We start from the raw sequence: 17237 nt of genomic DNA, 5'->3' as shown, positions 1-17237 counted from the left end.
GAAGATCAGCAACATGCGCAAGAGCATTCTTTCGACAGTGGTGATGCTTGGGCTCGCTGGCGGCCTGTCCGCCTGCGACGTCGAGCAGCCGGATCCTGGGTGCATCGTTCAGGACTCCACGGCCGGCAACTGGTGGGCGAAGTTCGACGCAGTGGATGCGCCCCAGGGCACCTGCGAGGGCTTCGAGCCGCTGGTGGGTGACGAACTCGGTGTCTGGAAGTTCGCGGACCCGGTGGCCAACACGTCCATCCTGGTCATCCGGCCGTTGGGCCTGGCGGCCCTGGGACAGTTCGACACGGACAGCACGCCGACTGGGTTCGCGAAGCTCCAGGCGACGGGCAACCTGAGCATCGACAAGGACGCGGAGCAGTTCTGCACCGCGGACGGGTTCACTGCGGCAGGCGTTCTGGCGAACCAGGGCAAGTTCTCGGCGGAACCGCAGGACATCAACTACCAGTTCGGCAAGGTTCGGGTGTACTCGAACCCTGGCGCTCCTGGCACGCAGATGACCGGCGAGCTGACCTACACGAACAACGGCTGCACCGCGAAGTACGTCATGCGCGCGATCTGGCCGGCGGTGGGTTGCGATCCGTCGCTGGATCCGAACGATCCGGCGAACGCCCCCTCGACGTGCGGTGCGGGCTCCGGCATGAACCCGGACTTCGCCGTGACGTGCGACCCCGAGACCGAGGCCTGCACGCCGACCAAGGCCATCCCGTCGTTCAAGGAATAGTCGGCACTGACCGACCCTGAAGGCCAACGCGGCCCCGGCAGCCCCTCCCCCACGCGGGAGTGGCGGTCCGGGGCCGCGCTGTTGTTAGGTGTCTGGAATCCACGTCGGGAGGACCATGGAGGGCCGTTACGAACTCATCGAGCACGTCTGCTCGCTGCTGGCGGACGAAGCAGGGACGCTCCGCAAGGAGGCGCCCTACCGGGTCGCGCTCTGCTACCCGAGCCCCTACCACGTGGGGATGAGCTCGCTCGGCTACCAGGCCATCTACCGGGAGGTGCATGCGCACGCGGGCGCGACCGCTGAGCGTGTCTTTCTTCCGGATGATGTCGAGACATACAAGAGAACAAGGACGCCACTGTTTACCTGGGAATCCCAGGCATCCGTGTCTGGCTTTGAAATGCTTGCCTTTTCGGTTGCCTACGAATTGGAGCTTTCAGGCTTGTTCACGATGTTGGATTTGTCTGGTTTGCCGGTTCTTTCTGCGGAGCGGGATGCCAGGCATCCGCTGGTGGTGGCGGGCGGCCCGCTGACGTTCTCCAACCCGGATCCGCTGGAGCCCTTCGTGGACGTGCTGGTCCAGGGGGAGGCGGAGGATCTGATTCACGTCCTGCTGGACGCCGCCGCCTCCATGGACCGCGAGGCGCTGCTGGATCACCTGGCGAAGGTCCCCGGCTTCCGGGTGCCCGGGCGGGGTGGGGCGCGCTACCACGTGGCCAAGGCGACGGATGCCCGGCTGCCGGCGCGCACGCAGATCATCACGCCGCACACGGAGCTGCGCTCGATGTTCCTCATCGAGCCGGAGCGGGGCTGCTCCCGGGGCTGCCACTACTGCGTCATGCGCCGCACCACGAATGGCGGCATGCGGACGGTTCCCCCGGAGCGCATCCTGTCCCTCATCCCGGAGCACGCGAAGCGTGTGGGTCTGGTGGGCGCGGCCGTGACGGACCACCCGCGCATCGTGGAGCTGCTGCGCGCCATCGTGGACTCCGGGCGCGAGGTGGGCGTGTCCTCGCTGCGCGCGGACCGGCTCACGCAGGAGCTGGTGGATCAGCTCCGCCGGGGCGGGGCGACGAACCTCACGGTGGCCGCGGACGGGGCGTCCCAGAAGATGCGGGACCTGGTGGACCGCAAGCACTCCGAGGAACAGATTGTCCGCGCGGCCCGGTTCGCGCGCACGGCGGGCATGAAGCAGCTCAAGGTCTACAACGTGGTGGGCCTGCCCCATGAGGAGGACGCGGACATCGACGAGTTGATCCGCTTCACCACGGAGCTGTCGCGCATCCTGCCGGTGGCGCTGGGGGTCGCGCCCTTCGTGGCCAAGCGCAACACGCCGCTGGACGGGGCGCCCTTCGCGGGGCTGCGCGAGGTGGAGAACAAGCTGGAGCGGCTGCGCAAGGGCCTGCGGGGACGGGCCGAGGTGCGGCCCACGTCCGCGCGCTGGGCCTGGGTGGAGTACATGCTGGCCCAGTGCGGCCCGGAGGCGGGGCTCGCGGCCATGGACGCCTGGCGCGCGGGGGGCAGCTTCGCCGCGTGGAAGCGGGCCTTCCAGGAGCGCGGGTGCGAGCCGTACATGGCCCGCCGGGTGGAGGACGGGCGGCGCCAGCCCACGGTGTGGCCCATCGTGCCGGGTCGCCCGCCGCCCCAGCCGTCCGCCGCCTGACGGGGCCCGCAAAGGCCGTATTCGCCGGGCTCCGCTTTCGCTAGAAGGCGGCAAGGCGGGGCCGATGGCCGGCACTCGCATGGCCTCGGAGAGCATCTGGTGAGCACGCAGCGCGTGGAAAAGTCGTGGCAGAAGACGGGCCTCAAGGACTACTCGACGGAGGCCCTGCTGGGCACGCTGGGGCACTACGGCGTTCCCGTGGGTGAAGAGGACTACCGCAAGCTGGCGGAGTCCGCCTATCCGCTCGGCATCGCCCAGCAGTGGGCGGCGAAGTGGAAGGGCACGGGCCCCTTCAAGGACTACGTCGTGGCCGCGGCCGTGGAGCTGTGGCGCCGGTGGATGCCGGACCGCGTGTCCCCGCAGGAGTTCACCACGTCGCTGGCGACGCTGATGCAGGTGCTCGTGCACAAGCTCAACGGCGCGAAGGAGGCCCCGGTGGCCTCCTCCTTCGAGCACCTGAAGGCGCTGCGCTCGAAGCTGGCGGTGGATGACAAGGGCGCGCTGCCCGCGCCGTTCCTCCAGGAGGCGCTGGCGCCCTTCTCGGAGAAGGACGCGGAGCTGTTCGACAGCCTGGCGGAGTCGCTGGCCGCCCAGGGCCACCTGGAGGACGCGACGGCGTTCGCCGAGGTGGAGGAGTTCCTGCTGCCCGACCGGCGCGGCATCTCCCAGGCGGTGGTGCGCGCGGCGAAGGGCGAGCGCGAGCCGGCCATCCAGGACCTCAAGAACCTCATCCACGACACGGCGCGCGCGCCCATCTCGCGCCTGCTGGCGGTGGACGGCCTCATCCACCTGCAGGCCTGGATTGACGCGTCCGTCGAGGGCCGCGGCCTGCTGGCGGAGGCGGAGAAGGCCAACGACATCCACCTGGCGCTGGACCTGGTGCCCCGCCTGGAGCACGTCTTCAAGCAGCAGAACGACCGGTCCGCGCTCCTGGAGCTGATGGGCACGCAGGAGCGGCTGGAGGCCCTGCACGACAAGATGCACCCCGGCCACCGCGCGCACCGGCACCAGCACGCGCAGCCGCAGCGCCGCCGCTAGTTCACGTCCCCGTGCGCCGGGGGCCCTGGGATTCCGGGGCCTCGGGCGCTTCGGGCTCGCTGGCCGCGGCGGGCTCGACGCCAGGCTTGGGCTCAGGCCTCTCTGGCGCCGGGCGCTTGAGCTTCACGACGGTGACTCCAGGCACGCCTTCCGACACGTCGCGCACGGGCACCACGGCGCCCACGGTGGTGTAGCGGATGGCACCCGTCTGGGTGAAGGCGTGCTTGAGGGCGTACTCCTTCGCGCGCGGCAGGAACCACTCGCGCACCCGGGGCAGGGGCAGGGCGTGCAGCTCCCCCTGCGTGAGGAACACGTAGAGCATCAGGTCCGCGCCGCTGTAGAGGAAGCAGCCCGGCGTGTCCTTCTCCAGGTTGGAGATGAGCTCGAAGAAGTAGCGGCGCCGGGTGGCCTGGCGGTCGCCCTTCACCTCGATGCCGCGCACCTCTCCGGAGGGCAGCTCCCAGAGCAGGTCCACGCCCCGGTGCTGGAAGCGCGGATCCAGCTGCACGTCGTGCACGCGCGAGCCGGGCTCCGTCTCCAGGAGCCACGCACGGGCGTGCTGCACGGCCCGGTCGGCCGCGCCCTGCACGCCCCTCATGCTGAAACTGCGGCCTCCCATCGCGGCTAGCGGCGCAGCTCGACGCCGGAGGCCACGAGCTGCACCTCGCGGGGCTTGCCGTCGGTGCCGCGCGGGACGATGGCGCCTTCCGCCTCGTAGTGCTTCGCGTGGGCGTCGCTCAGCTCCGCGACCTTCACCACGCCCTCCACGCGCGCCTGCGAGCCCGCGGAGTCCAGCGGGACGAAGAAGCCGTAGTCCTTGAACGTCACGCGCACGCCGGGGCTCTTGGCGTCCTGGGCCAGCTCCATCCAGCAGCCCTTCTTCTCACACGCCTTGCGCACCTGGCCCTCCACGCGCACGACCTTGCCGTCGTGGGCCTGGGGCTTCGCGAGCAGCTCCGACAGCTTCACCGTCTTCTCGCCCTTGAGGGGCTCGCCGCGGGTGAGCGTCCAGCCGCCGGAGCTCTCGGCCTTGGCGGCCTCGGGCGTCTTCGCGTCGGCGGGGTGGTGGCAGTCGCTCGACGCGGCTTCGGCCTTGGCGGCGGGCTTGGGCGTCTTGTCCGCCGCGAGGGCCACGAGGGGAGCGGCGACCAGCATCACGAGGGCGGTGCGGAGCATGTGCATGCCCGTTCGCTTAGCCCAGGTTTCCGGGCCCCGGCAAGGCGCCCCTTCCATCCACGCGACCTATCCCGCACACTCGGCGCGAGGTGCGCATGAAGATCACCATCCCTGCTCCCAACCGCCGGTTGGGCACATTCGAATGGCTCGGGCTCGTCGGGCTCGGGGGGCTGCTCATCGGGCGCTACGTCCCCGTGGCGCGCATCATCCCGTTCTGGGGCTGTGTGCTGCGCGAGCACACGGGCTGGCCCTGCCTGGGCTGCGGGCTCACCCGCGTGGCGGACCGCGTCGCGCACTTCAACATCCCGGGCGCGTGGGAGGCCAACCCCCTGGGCACCGTGTGCGCGCTGCTGTTCGCGCTGGCCGCGGTGGTGACGGTGCTGCACTTCCTCTTCGCGCTGCCCATCCCGGAGGTGGAGTTGAGCGAGCGCGAGTGGCTGTGGGTGCGCATCGCGTTCCCGCTGGTGTTGCTGGTCAATTACGCCTACGTCGTGGTGCACACCCGTTTCCCGCACCTGCTGTCCTGAAGGGCGGGACCCTGTCCTCTTCCGTGCTCTCCGCCTTCCTCCTGCTGGGCTACCTCTGCGGCTCCGTCCCCTTTGGCGTGCTGCTGACGCGGTGGCTGCGCGGGGTGGACGTGCGCGCCAGCGGGAGCGGCAACATTGGCGCCACCAACGTCACGCGCGTCGCCGGCAAGAAGCTGGGCGCGGTGGTGCTGCTGCTGGACGCGCTCAAGGCCGTGCTGCCCGTGGCGCTGGCCGTGCACTTCATGCCCGGGGACGCGAAGGCGCACGCGCTGGTGGGCCTGGCCGCGGTGCTGGGGCACGTGTACCCGGTGTGGCTCAAGCTCCAGGGCGGCAAGGGCGTGGCGTCCGCGCTGGGCGTGCTGGTGGTGCTGGTGCCCAAGGCGGCGCTCGCGGGCGCCATCATCTACGGGCTGGTGGTGGCCCGCTGGCGCGTGAGCTCCGTGGGCTCGCTGTCCGCGGCGGTGGTCGCCATCGCCACCGCGTTCCTCACCGCGCCCGCGCGCGAGTACGTGCTGCTCACCGCGGGGCTATTCGTCCTGATGCTCTGGACGCACCGGAGCAACCTCCAGCGGCTCGCCCGGCGCACCGAGCACCGGCTTTGAGCCGGGCGGCAGCGGCCGAGCGCCATAACCCAGCAGCGTGCAGGGGATGGGGCCGTTCCACACGTCGCGCCGGGCCATGGGGCGCGCGTGGAAGGCGCTCTCGAAGGCGGGGTTGCCGGACAGCACCCAGACGCGCCAGCCCGGCAGCGCGCGCAGGCTGTCACCCAGCTTGAAGTAGAAGGTCTTCATGCCCTTCTGGCCGCCGGAGCCGAGCCGGTCTCCATAGGGCGGGTTGGTGAGGACGAGTCCGCCGCCCTCGGGCAGGGGCGGGAGCTTCGTGGCGTCGCCTTCCGCGAGCTGGATTTCCTCACCCAGCCGCGCCGCCTTCACGTTGCGGTCCGCGGCCTCCAGCGCCTCGTCGCTCTTGTCGAAGCCGAGGATGGGGACCTCCACCTTGCGCTCGTTGCGCCGCGCGTCCGCGCGCAGGTCCGCGAGCAGCTCCTTCGCGCGTGTGCCCAGGTGCGGCCAGCGCTCCACCGCGAAGCCGCGGTTGATGCCCGGGGCCCGCTTGCGCGCGATGAGGCCGCCCTCGATGACGATGGTGCCGGAGCCGCACATGGGGTCCACCAGCGCCTCCGTGCCGGTGTAGCCCGCCGCGCGCAGCAGGGCCGCGGCCAGGTTCTCCTTCAGGGGCGCGGGGGTGGGGCGCACGCGGTAGCCGCGCCGGTGCAGCGGCTCACCGACGAGGTCCAGGGAGAGCGACAGCTTCTCCTTCACCAGGTGCGCCACCACGGACACGTCCGGGTTGCGGGTGTCCACGTCCGGCCGCGAGCCCAGCTTGTCGCGCAGGCGGTCCACGATGGCGTCCTTCACCTTCAGCGCCACGAAGCCGGAGTGCGCGTGCTCGGTGTCCTTCAGGTTCGCGTCCACCGCGAAGGTCACGTTCGTGGTGAGGTGCTCCTCCCACGGCACGCTGGCGACGGCGTCGTAGAGCCCCTGGGCCCCCTTCGCGTCGAACTCGCCCAGCGGGTAGAGCACGCGCATGGCGATGCGGGACCAGAGGCAGACGTTGAGGGCTTCATCAAGCGCGGCCATGAAGCGCACGCCGCCCCGGTCCTGGCGGATGCGTTTGGCGCCGAGCTCCTTCAGCTCCTCGGCGAGCAGGTCCTCGGTGCCGCGCGCGGCGGTGGCGAATAGGGCAAGACGTTCAGCCATGGTGCACCGCCCTTAGACGACTTGGGGGGCGATTGGGAACTGCTCAGGTGGCCACGACCTCGTACATCGTGAAGGTGGCGTCCTCCTGGGACGCGCTGGCCCCCTTCGCCCGCTGGAAGTCCTCTGACTGGAAGTAGGCCTTCAGGGCCTCCCGGTCCCTCCAGCGCGTGACGAGCAGGATTTCAGGCGAGCGCTCGAACGAGCGCAGCACCTCCAGGCCCAGGAAGCCCGCGTGGCCGTCCACCCGCCGGGAGCGCTCCTGGAGCCGCTGGACCCAGCCGTCGGCCTCTTCGGGGGACGCGCGGAAGCGGGAGATGGCGACAATCATGGTCAGGAGGAAACCGCCGGGGACGGGAGCCCGTTCCCCGGCGGCCTTGAAGCGGTCTTGAATCGGTGAAGGTGGCTACATCGCCCCGGCGCCGGGCATGTCGCCCAGGCCGCGCAGCAGCACCTCGCGGGGCTTGGCGCCGTCCGCGGGGCCCACCACGCCGTCGCGCTCCATGCGCTCAATCATGCGCGCCGCGCGGTTGTAGCCGATGCGCATCTTGCGCTGGAGCATGGAGATGGAGACGGAGCGCATCTCGCTGACCGCGGCGAGCGCCTGGTCGTAGAGCTCGTCGGACAGCTCGTCCTCCTCGCCACCACCGCCCTCGCTCTCGTCGTCGCGCGGCTTGAGGATGGACTCGTCGAAGACGGGCTTGCCCTGGGCCTTGAGGTGGTCCACCGCCTTCTTGATTTCCTGCTCGGAGACGTAGGCGCCGTGCACGCGCTGCAGGTGCGCGCTCGTGGGCGGCATGATGAGCATGTCGCCCATGCCCAGCAGGGCCTCCGCGCCCACCGTGCCCAGAATCGTCATCGAGTCCGGCTTCGAGCGCAGCATGAAGCTGATGCGCGTGGGGAAGTTGGCCTTGATGATGCCCGTGACGACGTCCGTGGACGGACGCTGGGTGGCGACCATCAGGTGGATGCCGGCGGCGCGCGCCATCTGCGCCAGGCGCGCCACGTAGGTCTCCACCTCGCGGCTGGCGACCATCATGAGGTCCGCGAGCTCGTCGATGATGACCACGATGTAGGGCAGCTTCTTGAGTTCCTTCTTCTCCGTGGAGGCGGCCTCGGCCGGCGTGGACTCCTCGCCGTCCTCCTCGAACTCCGCGTCCTCCTCGCCGTCGGCCTCCAGGTTGGGGGCGGGCTCGGAGACGATGGCCTCACGCAGGTCCTCGTCGTCCTCGCGCGGCATGGCCACGCCCAGGCCGTCGCTGGCGGAGGCGGAGGCCGCCACCGGCTCGGCGCTGCCCTCCACGACCAGGACCTTCTTGGGCTTCTTCTTCTTCGCGGCGGGCGCGGCGACGGCGGGCTTCTCCTCGGTGGCCTGCGTCTCCACCAGCTTGTTGAAGCCGGCGATGTTGCGCACGCCCGCCTCGGACAGCATCTGGTAGCGGCGCTCCATCTCCTCCACCGCCCAGCGCAGCGCGAGCGCGGCCTTCTTCGGGTCGGTGACGACGGGGAGCAGCAGGTGCGGGATGCCCTCGTAGACGGAGAGCTCCAGCATCTTCGGGTCCACCATGATGAAGCGGACCTCCTCGGGCGTGGCCTTGAGGAGGATGCTCATGATCATGGAGTTCACCGCTACGGACTTGCCGGAGCCGGTGGTGCCCGCGATGAGCAGGTGGGGGGCCTTCACCAGGTCGAAGACGTACGGCATGCCTTCGATGTCCTTGCCCACGCACATGGTGAGCTTGCTGCCGCTCTTCTGGAACGTGTCCTGCTCCGCGATCTCCTTGAGGAACACCGTCTCGCGGTCGCGGTTGGGGACCTCGATGCCGACCACGCCCTTGCCGGGGATGGGGGCGACGATGCGCACGCGCATGGCCTCCATGGCCATGGCCAGGTCGTCCTGGAGCGCGGCGATCTTGCTGACCTTGATGCCGGGCCCGGGCAGGAACTCGTACATGGTGACGACGGGGCCGGGGCGGATCTCCACGACCTCGCCCACGATGCCGAAGTCCGCCAGCTTCGCGCGCAGCTTCTCCGCCGTGACGAGGAACGCGTCCTTGTCCAGCGCGGAGCGCTCCTTCTTGTCCGCCTCCAGCACGTCCAGGGGCGGCAGGGAGAAGCTCTTGCGGTCACCCACGAACTCGAACTGGTCCTGCGGCCGCTTCGTGGCGGTGGGCTTGGGCGGCGCCTTGGGCTCCACGATGAGCGGCATGCGCGCCAGCGCGGCGGGCGGCGCGGGGATGAGGGCGTTGCCCGGCGCGGCGGCCGGCTTCTCCGCGGCCACGGGCTTCGCGGCGGGCTCGGCGGCCGGAGGCGTGAGCGACGCGGCGGGCACCGGCGGCGTGGAGGGAGCGGCGGGCGGGGTGACGATCTGCGGCGTCTTGCGAGCGCGGCGCGGGGGCTCGCCAGCGTCCACGCCGGCGGGCAGCTGCGGCTGGGGCGCGAGGAAGGACGCGGCCCAGGCGGGGTCGGCGCCCGGAGAACGGCGCTCGGCGCGCTCGGGCGGCAGCGAGGACTGCTCGCCGGAGGCGTCGTCGTGCTCCTCGTCCTCGGACGGCTCCTCGCGGGCGAGCTTCTTCTCCAGCTTCTCGCGGTCCTTCTGCTCCTTGAGCGCCTTCTTCGCGTTGGCGAGCTGCTCCTTCTCGTTCTGCCGGGCCAGGCGCACGGCCTCCTCGGCCAGGGCCTCGGCCTCGGCGGCCTCGGCTTCGGCGGCCAGGCGCTCGGCCTCGGACAGCTCCTCCTCCTCTGCCTCCAGTTCCGCGAGGAACGCGGCCTCCTCTTCCTTCTCCTGCGCGAGCCGCTCCTGGCGGGCCGCGTAGTTGACCTTCTGCTGCTCCCAGAAGACGTGCGCGGACTCGGAGAGGCGGCGGCCCAGGACGGTGAGGCCGGCCCACACCAGCGAGCACAGCTTGAAGAACGTGTACTGGGTGCCCACGATGAGCGCCGCCGCGCTGATGGCGGTGACGAGGATGATGGTGCCGACGGTGGAGAACATCCCCTCCATCAGGCCGCCCAGGCTCGCGCCCAGCGCGCCGCCGGGCGGGTGGGCCCAGCCCTTGTCCTTGGCGAACATCAGCTGCGCGAGCACGGACACGCTGCAGGTGAGCAGCGCCAGGGAGATGATCTGAGGCATGCGGCGCCGGTCGCGGCTGCCCACGAAGAGCACCACGGCGGTGTAGATGCCCCCCACGGGGATGAGGTAGGCGCACACGCCCAGCGCGCCGCGCAGGGTCTCCGCGATGAGGTGCCCCATGGGGCCCACCGCGTTGTGGAAGCCGGGGCCCACCCGGTCATGCGCGTCGAACGTGGCGACCGCCAGCAAGGCCAGCAACGAGGCGGCCAGGATGAAGACGCCCACGAGCGCCCGCTTGGCGGGACTGGCCGCGCCCGGCGCCTTCATCTTCTTGTTGTTGAGCGCCTTGCGGCGCGTCGCGATCTCCTGCCGGGAGAGCACCGCCTTCTCGCCCCGGCCACCCTTCTTTGCCGCTGTCATGGACCCCTGTTCCCTCTGCCCGATTCCAGCCGCGTAGCGAGCTGTAGCAATCCGCCCGGCGAGAATAGGGAGGGAGGGGGCGGGGTCAATTTTCCGGCAGGCGTCCAAGGGGGCCCCGAGGAGGCGGCAGCAGGGCCTACATTTCGGGCGCGTCCCCGCGGCGAGAAGGTATGGTGCCTGCCGCCAAGGAGAACCCAAGACCATGTCCAACGTGACCCCTGACAAGCCCTCCCACAACGAAGACGACTACTTCGCGCGCGAGGAGATTGAAGCCAAGCGCAAGCTGGCCCTCGAGCAGTCCAAGGAGATGGCCGCCCAGCAGCGCGAGTCGCTCAAGCAGCTGCACTACATGAAGTGCCCCAAGTGCGGCATGGACCTGCAGACGCTGAAGCAGGGCAACGTGGAGCTGGACAGCTGCTTCAACTGCCACGGCGTCTGGCTGGACGCGGGTGAGCTGGACGAGGTCATCAAGCAGCACGGCCACGAGGGGAGCGGCAAGGTGATGGGCGCCATCCTCAACCTGTTCAAGCGCACGCCGCCGACCCCGTAGTCCCCCGTCTGGAGGAGGCTTCCCCATGGCCCTCACGCTCGAGCAGGTCCGGCACGTGGCCACCCTGGCGCGGCTGTCACTGACGCCGCAGGAGGAGGAGCGCTATGCCACCCAGCTGTCCGCGGTCCTGGACGCGGTGGCGGAGCTGGAAGCGCTCGATGTGAGCCAGGTGGAGCCCACCTCCCACGCGACGCTCGCGTCCTCGCTGTTGCGCGAGGACGTGCTGCGTCCGTCGCTGCCCCCGGAAGCCGGGCTCGCCAACGCGCCGGCGAAGGTGGGCAGCGCCTTCGCGGTCCCGAAAATCCTGGAGTAGCCCGCCATGTCGTCGCTCACCGACCTGTCGATGCTGGAGCTGGCGGCGAAGCTGGCTTCGCGCGAGGTGTCCTCCGTGGACGCCACGCGCGCGAGCCTCCAGCGCATTGCCCAGGTGGATCCCAAGGTCCGCGCGTTCCTGCGCGTGGACGAGTCCGGGGCGCTCAAGGCCGCCGAGGCCAGCGACGCGCGCCGCAAGGCCGGCAGCCCGCTGAGCGCGCTCGACGGCGTGCCCGTGGGGCTCAAGGACATCTTCCTCACGCAAGGGGTGGAGACCACCTGCGCCTCGCGCGTCCTGGAGGGCTTCGTCCCGCCCTATGACGCCACCGTGGTGCGCCTCCTGAAGGAAGCGGGCCTGCCGCTGTTGGGCAAGCTGAACATGGACGAGTTCGCCATGGGCTCGTCCAATGAATCGAGCGCGTACTTCCCGACCCACAACCCGTGGGACCTGACGCGCACGCCGGGCGGCTCGTCCGGTGGTTCGGCCGCCGCGGTGGCGGCGCGTGAGGTGTTCGGCGCGCTGGGCACGGACACGGGCGGCTCCATCCGCCAGCCCGCGGCGCTCACCAACACCGTGGGGCTCAAGCCCACGTATGGGCGGGTGTCGCGCTACGGCGTCATCGCCTTCGCCTCGTCGTTGGACCAGCCGGGCCCCATGGCGCGCACGGTGGGGGACACCGCGGCGCTGTTCCAGCTCATCGCGCGGCATGATCCGCTGGACTCCACCTCCGCGGACGTGGAGACGCCGGATTGCCTCACGGGGCTGGAGGACGGCGTACGCGGCCTCAAGCTGGGCGTGCCTCGCGAGTACTTCGCGGAGGGCATGGACCCGGAGGTCGCTGGCACGCTGCGCGCGTCGCTGGAGGAGCTGGAGAAGCTGGGCGCGACGCTGGTGGACGTGTCGCTGCCGCACACGAAGTACGCGCTGGCGACGTACTACCTGCTGGCGTCCTCCGAGGCGTCCAGCAACCTGGCCCGCTACGACGGCATCCGCTACGGGCAGCGGGCGAAGGACGCGCGCGGGCTCAAGGAGCTGTACACGCAGACGCGTGGGCAGGGCTTCGGCGCGGAGGTGAAGCGCCGCATCATGCTGGGCACCTACGCGCTGTCCGCCGGCTACTACGACGCGTACTACCTGCGCGCGCAGAAGGTCCGCACGCTCATCCGCGAGGACTTCACGAAGGTGTTCCAGCAGGTGGACGCCATCGTGTCGCCCACGTCGCCGGTGCCGGCGTTCAAGCTGGGCGCGAAGGTGGACGACCCGCTGTCCATGTACCTGATGGACGTCTACACGCTGCCGTGCAACCTGGCGGGCCTGCCGGGCCTGTCCGTGCCGTGCGGCTTCACTCAAGGCGGGCTGCCCATCGGCATGCAGCTGTTGGGGCGCCCCTTCGACGAGGCCCGCCTGCTGCGCATCGCCCGCGCGTTCGAGCGCGAGCACGACTTCTTCCGCCGCGCCGCCCCCGTCTAGCGGGCGCGGACACACGGGTGACACCGCCATGCCCCTGAGCGACTTCCAGACGGTCATCGGACTCGAGGTCCACGCGCAGCTGCTCACGCAGTCGAAGATTTTCTGCGGCTGCTCCACCGCGTTCGGCGCGGAGCCCAACCACCACACCTGCCCGGTGTGCCTGGGCATGCCCGGCGTGCTGCCGGTGCTCAACCAGCGCGTGGTGGAGTACGCGGTGCGCACGGGCCTGGCGCTCGGGTGCACGGTGAAGTCCACGAGCGTGTGGAGCCGGAAGAACTACTTCTATCCGGACCTGCCCAAGGGCTACCAAATCACCCAGTATGATCAGCCCATCTGCGAGTGGGGCGAGCTGGTCATCGACACGCCCTCCGGTGAGAAGACGGTGCGCGTGCGCCGCATCCACCTGGAGGAGGACGCGGGCAAGAGCATCCACGACGCGTCCGCTTCCGCGGGGCAGAGCCTGGTGGACCTGAACCGCGCGGGCGTGCCGCTGATGGAGATCGTCAGCGAGCCGGACCTGCGCGACGCGGACGAGGCGGTGGAGTACCTCAAGGCGCTGCGTGACGTGCTGGTGTACCTGGGCGTCAACGACGGCAACCTGGAGGAGGGCAGCTTCCGCTGCGACGCCAACGTGTCGGTGATGCCCAAGGGCTCCACCACGTACGGGCAGCGCTGCGAGCTGAAGAACCTCAACTCGTTCCGCTTCCTCAAGCAGGCCATCGAGTACGAAGCGGCGCGCCAGGTGGACGTCATCGAGTCCGGCGGCAAGGTGGACCAGGAGACGCGCCTCTGGGACGTGAACAAGGGCGTCACGCGGTCCATGCGCTCCAAGGAGGACGCGCACGACTACCGCTACTTCCCGGAGCCGGACCTGCCGCCGCTCCTGGTGTCGGACGCGCTGCGGGATTCACAGCGGCAGTCGCTGCCGGAGCTGCCGCGCGCCAAGCGCACGCGCTTCATGAGCGAGTACGGCCTGCCGGCCTACGACGCGCGCATCCTCACCGCCGAGCGCCCGCTGGCGGACTTCTTCGAGGCCTGCGCGAAGCACGTCTCCGACGCGAAGAAGCTCTCCAACTGGTTCCTGGGGGAGCTGAGCCGCCTGCTCAAGGAGGAGGGCACGCCCATCTCCGCGCTGCGCTTCACCCCGGCGCAGCTGGGCGAGCTCTTGACCACGGTGGAGAAGGGCACGGTGTCCGCGAACGCGGGGAAGGACGTGCTCGGGGAGATGTTCCGCACGGGCCGCGCGCCCGCGGACATCATCGCGGAGAAGGGCCTGGCGCAGGTCAGCGACGTGGGCGCCGTCGAGGCGGTGGTGGACGACATCCTCGCGAAGAACGCGGGCGAGGTGGAGAAGTACAAGGCCGGCAAGAAGAGTGTGTACGGCTTCTTCGTGGGCCAGGTGATGAAGGCCATGAAGGGCAAGGGCAACCCCGGCCTCGTCAACGAGCTGCTCAAGAAGAAGCTGGGGGACTAGCGGGGCACGGTGACGTGGAGCACGTCCTCTCCGCGTGGATCCGCGGACTGGGCGAGCACGTGCACGTCGTCCGGTCCCCGGCGCTCCAGGATGAGCGAGGGCGCCTCGAAGGTGTTGTCGAAGAAGCCGCCGGTGAGCTGCGGGTTCACCGCGTAGCGCACGCGCTTCAGGGTGCGCAGCTGCGTGAAGAGGCCTTCGTTGAACCACTGCTCGCGGCGCAGCTGTGTCTCGCCCGGCGCGTTGAAGGCCCAGGGCGCGTCCCAGCTCCACGCGTTGGCGGACGGCTGCGCGAGCACCTCCACGCCCAGCGCGTCCAGGTACTGCGCGCAGGGCACGAAGTAGGGTTCGCCGGACGTGTGGGGTTCGCGGAAGCCGTCGTAGCAGACGAGCGTCCCCAGCTTCCCGAACGGCGTGTCCAGCACGGGCAGGTCCTCCGGGCGGCCCGGGCTCAGGTGCAGCACGTCCTCCTGCGTGGGCACCAGGTTCACCTTGCGCGTGACGGCCACGCAGTGGCCCTCCGGTGAGAACGTGTAGCTGGTGTTGAAGGTGCGCGCGCCCGCGGGTTCGTACTCGGGCGTGTCCGGGCCCAGCCGGTTCATGGGCAACAGCGCGCTGCCGGCCACCACCCACAGGCCGAAGTCGCGCGCGATGCCGGAGAAGGTCTCGTACATGGCCCGGTGCACGCGCGGCGCCACCGTGGCGTAGAGGCATTCCTCCAGCGTCGGCGGGTGGAAGGCGCTCCACGTGCGGAACATGCCCAGCCACTCCGCGAGCGCCACGCGCGTCATCGCGCCGTTCGTCGTCTTGCGGTTGCGCACGCGCGGCAGGTGCCCCATCAGCCCCAGCGCCGCGCCCACCATCTCCGGCCAGACGGCGAGCGCGGGGTTCAACGGCCGGCCCGAAGCGTCCCGGGGGCGCAGCGCGTCCACGCGGGCCGCCAGCGCCCGGTGATGCGCGGCGAAGGTCTCCGGCGAGGCGTAGTCGTCGAGCGTGACGCGCGGCTGGATGGCGAACAGGTCGAGGGAGGTGGCCACGGTGCCGCGAGGATGACACCCGCCCCAAGGGCACGCGAGCCTCCCGGCGATGGACCGTCAGCTTCCGGGAGTGCCACCGTCGGGGCCGTGATGCCCACGAAGAGGACACTCCAGGTCGAGGTGCACGCGTTCGTCGACACGGCGGAGGCGCTCGCGGGACGCAAGGCGAAGGCCCGGGGCGTGGCGCCCGACAACACCGTGTGGTGGCTCGCGGAAGACGGCGAGGTCCTCCACTTCGCGGACGCGTGGGACTTCTGGGAGCGCTTCACGCTGCCTGCCGGCGCCCCGGACTTCGACTACGTCCAGCCGCTTCCCGACGGGGAGGTGCTGCTCGTGAACGCGCGGTGCCGTTACCTCTCCGAGAAGCAGCATGAGCGCAACGCCCACGTCTATTCGCCGGAAGGCCTGTTGCTCCGGGAGCTGACCCTGGGCGACGGCATCGCGGACGTGCAGACGACGTCCGATGGACAGCTCTGGGTCAGCTACTTCGACGAGGGCGTCTTCGGGAACCGGGGCTGGGGCGGTGAGGGGCCTCAGCGGCCCATCGGTGAGGACGGCCTGGTGCGCTTCGATGCGCTGGGACAGCGGCAGGAGAGCGGCGTGCGGATGGCGCTGCCCGGAGAGCAGATCATCGTGGACTGCTACGCGCTCAACGTCGCGTCGGAGCAGGAGACCTGGTTCTACAGCTACACGGACTTCCCGCTCGTGCGCATGCGGCCCGGACAGCGCTCCACGGTCTGGAACTCTCCGGTGCGGGGCGCGCACGCCATCGTCGTCAGCGGCACGCACGTCCTGTTCGGGGGCGGCTACGACGCGGCCAGCGAGCTCCAACTCTTCACGCTGTACGACCGGGGCCACCAGCGCCTGGGCCCCTTGGCCCGCGTCGTCCTCACGGACGAGACGGGCCGTGCGTGGCAGCCCTCGTGGCTCAAGGGGCGGGGCGCCTGGCTCCACGGCGCGGAAGGGACTCGCCACTTCCGCGTGCACATGGACGAACTGACTGCCCGCGCGGGGGCTACTTGAGGAAGCCCAGCTCGCGCAGGCGCTGCTTGAGGAACGCGTCCGCGGTGATGGGCGGGTGGCGCGCGGGGTTGTCCGGCGTCTCCGTCTGCGGCAGCGGCTTCAGGATGCAGTCGGAGAACGGGTGCACGAAGAAGGGCATGGAGTAGCGCACCGTGTCCTGCTCCGGGCTGGGCGGGTTCACCACCCGGTGCGTCGTGGACGGGATGACGCCGTTCATCACCCGGCTCAGCATGTCGCCCGAGTCCACGACAATCTGGCCGCGCAGCGTGTCCACCGGGATCCACTCGCCGTCGCGCGTGAGCAGCTCCAGGCCGCCGGCCGTGCCCTCGCACAACAGCGTGATGAAGTTGATGTCCTCGTGCTCCGCGGCGCGCACCGCGCCCGGGATGAAGCGGTCCTTCAGCGGCGGGTAGTGGATGAGCCGCAGCACGGAGTTGCCGTCCACCGTCATGTCGCTGAGCGTGTTGCGCGCGATGCCCAGGTACTCCGCCAGCGCCTGGAGCATCACCGTCGCCGCGTCGTCCAGCTCCCGGTAGAGCGTCAGCGTGTGCTCCCGGAAGGTGGGCACCTCCTCCGGCCACACGTTGGCGCCATAGTCCTCGCGGTACGGGTGGCCCACGGGCAGCTCCCGGCCCACGTGCCAGAACTCCTTCAGGTCCCCCACCTTGCGGTTCTTCGCGTGCTCCTGGCCAAACGCCATGAAGCCCCGCTGCCCCGGACGCTCCGGCACCGCGTAGCGCGTCTTGGTGGACTCCGGCAGCTGGAAGAAGCGCTCCACGTCCGTGTAGGTGCGGCGGATGAGGGCGTCATCCACGCCGTGGCCCTCCACGGTCACGAAGCCGAACTCCTTGAGCGCGTCGCCAAAGACCTGGACGAAGCGGGCCCGCTCCTCGGGATTGCCGGAGCGGTAGTGGGACAGGTTCACGGTGGGGATGCGTCGGGCCGAGCGGGACATGCGCGCATCCTATCCGCGTGACACCTTCCTGACACGTCGC

At 70.3% G+C, this 17237-nt stretch carries 17 protein-coding genes; 10 read left to right on the top strand and 7 right to left on the bottom strand.

Annotated features, from left to right (window positions below):
* Window positions 1-13: 13 nt before the first annotated feature.
* From D7X96_RS04585 to D7X96_RS04575, 3 genes are all read left to right on the top strand, one after another.
* Window positions 14-733 carry a hypothetical protein gene (locus D7X96_RS04585; protein ID WP_147468225.1) on the top strand — a complete coding sequence of 240 codons (720 nt, stop codon included), beginning with the start codon at window positions 14-16 and terminating at the stop codon, window positions 731-733.
* 115 nt (window positions 734-848) lie between these two features.
* A complete protein-coding gene (locus D7X96_RS04580) occupies window positions 849-2393 on the top strand; it encodes a radical SAM protein (protein ID WP_120550993.1) in 1545 nt (514 codons plus the stop codon).
* A gap of 99 nt (window positions 2394-2492) precedes the next feature.
* Window positions 2493-3431, top strand: a complete 939-nt coding sequence (locus tag D7X96_RS04575; protein WP_208647269.1) for a hypothetical protein — start codon at window positions 2493-2495, stop codon at window positions 3429-3431.
* A 1-nt stretch (window position 3432) separates the two neighbouring features.
* Here D7X96_RS04575 and D7X96_RS04570 read toward each other — a convergent pair whose 3' ends face one another.
* Together D7X96_RS04570 and D7X96_RS04565 are read right to left on the bottom strand one after the other, a co-directional pair.
* Window positions 3433-4029, bottom strand: a complete 597-nt coding sequence (locus tag D7X96_RS04570) for a hypothetical protein (protein ID WP_244219443.1) — start codon at window positions 4027-4029, stop codon at window positions 3433-3435.
* Between the two features lie 26 nt (window positions 4030-4055).
* Window positions 4056-4613 (bottom strand): DUF4920 domain-containing protein, encoded by a 558-nt coding sequence (locus D7X96_RS04565; protein ID WP_208647268.1) that lies wholly within the window; start codon window positions 4611-4613, stop codon window positions 4056-4058.
* Window positions 4614-4702: 89 nt separating this feature from the next.
* Here D7X96_RS04565 and D7X96_RS04560 point away from each other — a divergent pair, with 89 nt between their 5' ends.
* Together D7X96_RS04560 and plsY are read left to right on the top strand one after the other, a co-directional pair.
* Complete coding sequence (locus D7X96_RS04560; protein WP_120550997.1) at window positions 4703-5134, top strand: DUF2752 domain-containing protein; 432 nt, start codon at window positions 4703-4705, stop codon at window positions 5132-5134.
* Window positions 5135-5157: 23 nt separating this feature from the next.
* Complete coding sequence (gene plsY / locus D7X96_RS04555; RefSeq protein ID WP_121723406.1) at window positions 5158-5736, top strand: glycerol-3-phosphate 1-O-acyltransferase PlsY; 579 nt, start codon at window positions 5158-5160, stop codon at window positions 5734-5736.
* Here the strand turns inward: plsY and D7X96_RS04550 are convergent.
* The 3 genes from D7X96_RS04550 to D7X96_RS04540 form a co-directional block, all read right to left on the bottom strand.
* Entirely contained in the window at window positions 5662-6891 is a 1230-nt protein-coding gene (locus D7X96_RS04550; RefSeq protein ID WP_121723405.1) for a THUMP domain-containing class I SAM-dependent RNA methyltransferase, read from the bottom strand. The genes plsY and D7X96_RS04550 overlap by 75 nt on opposite strands.
* Before the next feature lie 43 nt (window positions 6892-6934).
* Window positions 6935-7219, bottom strand: coding sequence for an antibiotic biosynthesis monooxygenase family protein (locus tag D7X96_RS04545; protein WP_120551000.1), 285 nt, complete (start codon window positions 7217-7219; stop codon window positions 6935-6937).
* 75 nt (window positions 7220-7294) lie between these two features.
* Complete coding sequence (locus tag D7X96_RS04540) at window positions 7295-10378, bottom strand: FtsK/SpoIIIE family DNA translocase (RefSeq protein ID WP_208647267.1); 3084 nt, start codon at window positions 10376-10378, stop codon at window positions 7295-7297.
* A 202-nt stretch (window positions 10379-10580) separates the two neighbouring features.
* Between D7X96_RS04540 and D7X96_RS04535 the strand changes: the two genes are divergently transcribed.
* The 4 genes from D7X96_RS04535 to gatB are packed head-to-tail and all read left to right on the top strand — an operon-like array spanning window position 10581 to window position 14185.
* A complete protein-coding gene (locus D7X96_RS04535; RefSeq protein WP_120551002.1) occupies window positions 10581-10928 on the top strand; it encodes a TFIIB-type zinc ribbon-containing protein in 348 nt (115 codons plus the stop codon).
* A 25-nt stretch (window positions 10929-10953) separates the two neighbouring features.
* A complete protein-coding gene (gene gatC, locus D7X96_RS04530) occupies window positions 10954-11241 on the top strand; it encodes an Asp-tRNA(Asn)/Glu-tRNA(Gln) amidotransferase subunit GatC (RefSeq protein WP_014394213.1) in 288 nt (95 codons plus the stop codon).
* A gap of 6 nt (window positions 11242-11247) precedes the next feature.
* Window positions 11248-12711: an Asp-tRNA(Asn)/Glu-tRNA(Gln) amidotransferase subunit GatA gene (gatA, locus tag D7X96_RS04525; RefSeq protein ID WP_121725092.1), complete on the top strand. Its 1464-nt coding sequence runs from the start codon at window positions 11248-11250 to the stop codon at window positions 12709-12711.
* Between the two features lie 28 nt (window positions 12712-12739).
* Window positions 12740-14185: an Asp-tRNA(Asn)/Glu-tRNA(Gln) amidotransferase subunit GatB gene (gatB, locus tag D7X96_RS04520; RefSeq protein ID WP_120551004.1), complete on the top strand. Its 1446-nt coding sequence runs from the start codon at window positions 12740-12742 to the stop codon at window positions 14183-14185.
* On the opposite strand, the gene D7X96_RS04515 is transcribed toward gatB, so the two are convergent.
* A complete protein-coding gene (locus tag D7X96_RS04515; protein WP_121769074.1) occupies window positions 14182-15219 on the bottom strand; it encodes a carbon-nitrogen hydrolase family protein in 1038 nt (345 codons plus the stop codon). The two genes, gatB and D7X96_RS04515, sit on opposite strands and share 4 nt — an antisense overlap.
* 90 nt (window positions 15220-15309) lie before the next feature.
* On the opposite strand from D7X96_RS04515, the gene D7X96_RS04510 reads away from it, so the two are divergent.
* Window positions 15310-16242: a hypothetical protein gene (locus D7X96_RS04510; protein WP_121769073.1), complete on the top strand. Its 933-nt coding sequence runs from the start codon at window positions 15310-15312 to the stop codon at window positions 16240-16242.
* Here D7X96_RS04510 and D7X96_RS04505 read toward each other — a convergent pair.
* Window positions 16235-17197 (bottom strand): isopenicillin N synthase family dioxygenase, encoded by a 963-nt coding sequence (locus tag D7X96_RS04505; RefSeq protein WP_120551007.1) that lies wholly within the window; start codon window positions 17195-17197, stop codon window positions 16235-16237. The two genes, D7X96_RS04510 and D7X96_RS04505, sit on opposite strands and share 8 nt — an antisense overlap.
* Window positions 17198-17237: the final 40 nt, after the last annotated feature.

It is taken from the genome of Corallococcus interemptor (genome assembly GCF_003668875.1).
Taxonomy (GTDB): domain Bacteria; phylum Myxococcota; class Myxococcia; order Myxococcales; family Myxococcaceae; genus Corallococcus; species Corallococcus interemptor.
The sequence above is the reverse complement of the archived record's forward strand: the minus strand, read 5'-3'. Positions and strand labels throughout refer to the sequence as shown.

What these genes read in the sequence shown, in the direction of transcription:
- D7X96_RS04585 (WP_147468225.1), top strand. Translation starts at nt 14, where the DNA reads ATGCGCAAGAGCATTCTTTCGACAGTGGTGATGCTTGGGCTCGCTGGC.
- D7X96_RS04580 (WP_120550993.1), top strand. Translation starts at nt 849, where the DNA reads ATGGAGGGCCGTTACGAACTCATCGAGCACGTCTGCTCGCTGCTGGCG.
- D7X96_RS04570 (WP_244219443.1), bottom strand. Translation starts at nt 4,029, where the DNA reads ATGAGGGGCGTGCAGGGCGCGGCCGACCGGGCCGTGCAGCACGCCCGT.
- D7X96_RS04565 (WP_208647268.1), bottom strand. Translation starts at nt 4,613, where the DNA reads ATGCACATGCTCCGCACCGCCCTCGTGATGCTGGTCGCCGCTCCCCTC.
- D7X96_RS04560 (WP_120550997.1), top strand. Translation starts at nt 4,703, where the DNA reads ATGAAGATCACCATCCCTGCTCCCAACCGCCGGTTGGGCACATTCGAA.
- D7X96_RS04550 (WP_121723405.1), bottom strand. Translation starts at nt 6,891, where the DNA reads ATGGCTGAACGTCTTGCCCTATTCGCCACCGCCGCGCGCGGCACCGAG.
- D7X96_RS04545 (WP_120551000.1), bottom strand. Translation starts at nt 7,219, where the DNA reads ATGATTGTCGCCATCTCCCGCTTCCGCGCGTCCCCCGAAGAGGCCGAC.
- D7X96_RS04540 (WP_208647267.1), bottom strand. Translation starts at nt 10,378, where the DNA reads ATGACAGCGGCAAAGAAGGGTGGCCGGGGCGAGAAGGCGGTGCTCTCC.
- D7X96_RS04535 (WP_120551002.1), top strand. Translation starts at nt 10,581, where the DNA reads ATGTCCAACGTGACCCCTGACAAGCCCTCCCACAACGAAGACGACTAC.
- gatC (WP_014394213.1), top strand. Translation starts at nt 10,954, where the DNA reads ATGGCCCTCACGCTCGAGCAGGTCCGGCACGTGGCCACCCTGGCGCGG.
- gatA (WP_121725092.1), top strand. Translation starts at nt 11,248, where the DNA reads ATGTCGTCGCTCACCGACCTGTCGATGCTGGAGCTGGCGGCGAAGCTG.
- gatB (WP_120551004.1), top strand. Translation starts at nt 12,740, where the DNA reads ATGCCCCTGAGCGACTTCCAGACGGTCATCGGACTCGAGGTCCACGCG.
- D7X96_RS04510 (WP_121769073.1), top strand. Translation starts at nt 15,310, where the DNA reads ATGCCCACGAAGAGGACACTCCAGGTCGAGGTGCACGCGTTCGTCGAC.
- D7X96_RS04505 (WP_120551007.1), bottom strand. Translation starts at nt 17,197, where the DNA reads ATGTCCCGCTCGGCCCGACGCATCCCCACCGTGAACCTGTCCCACTAC.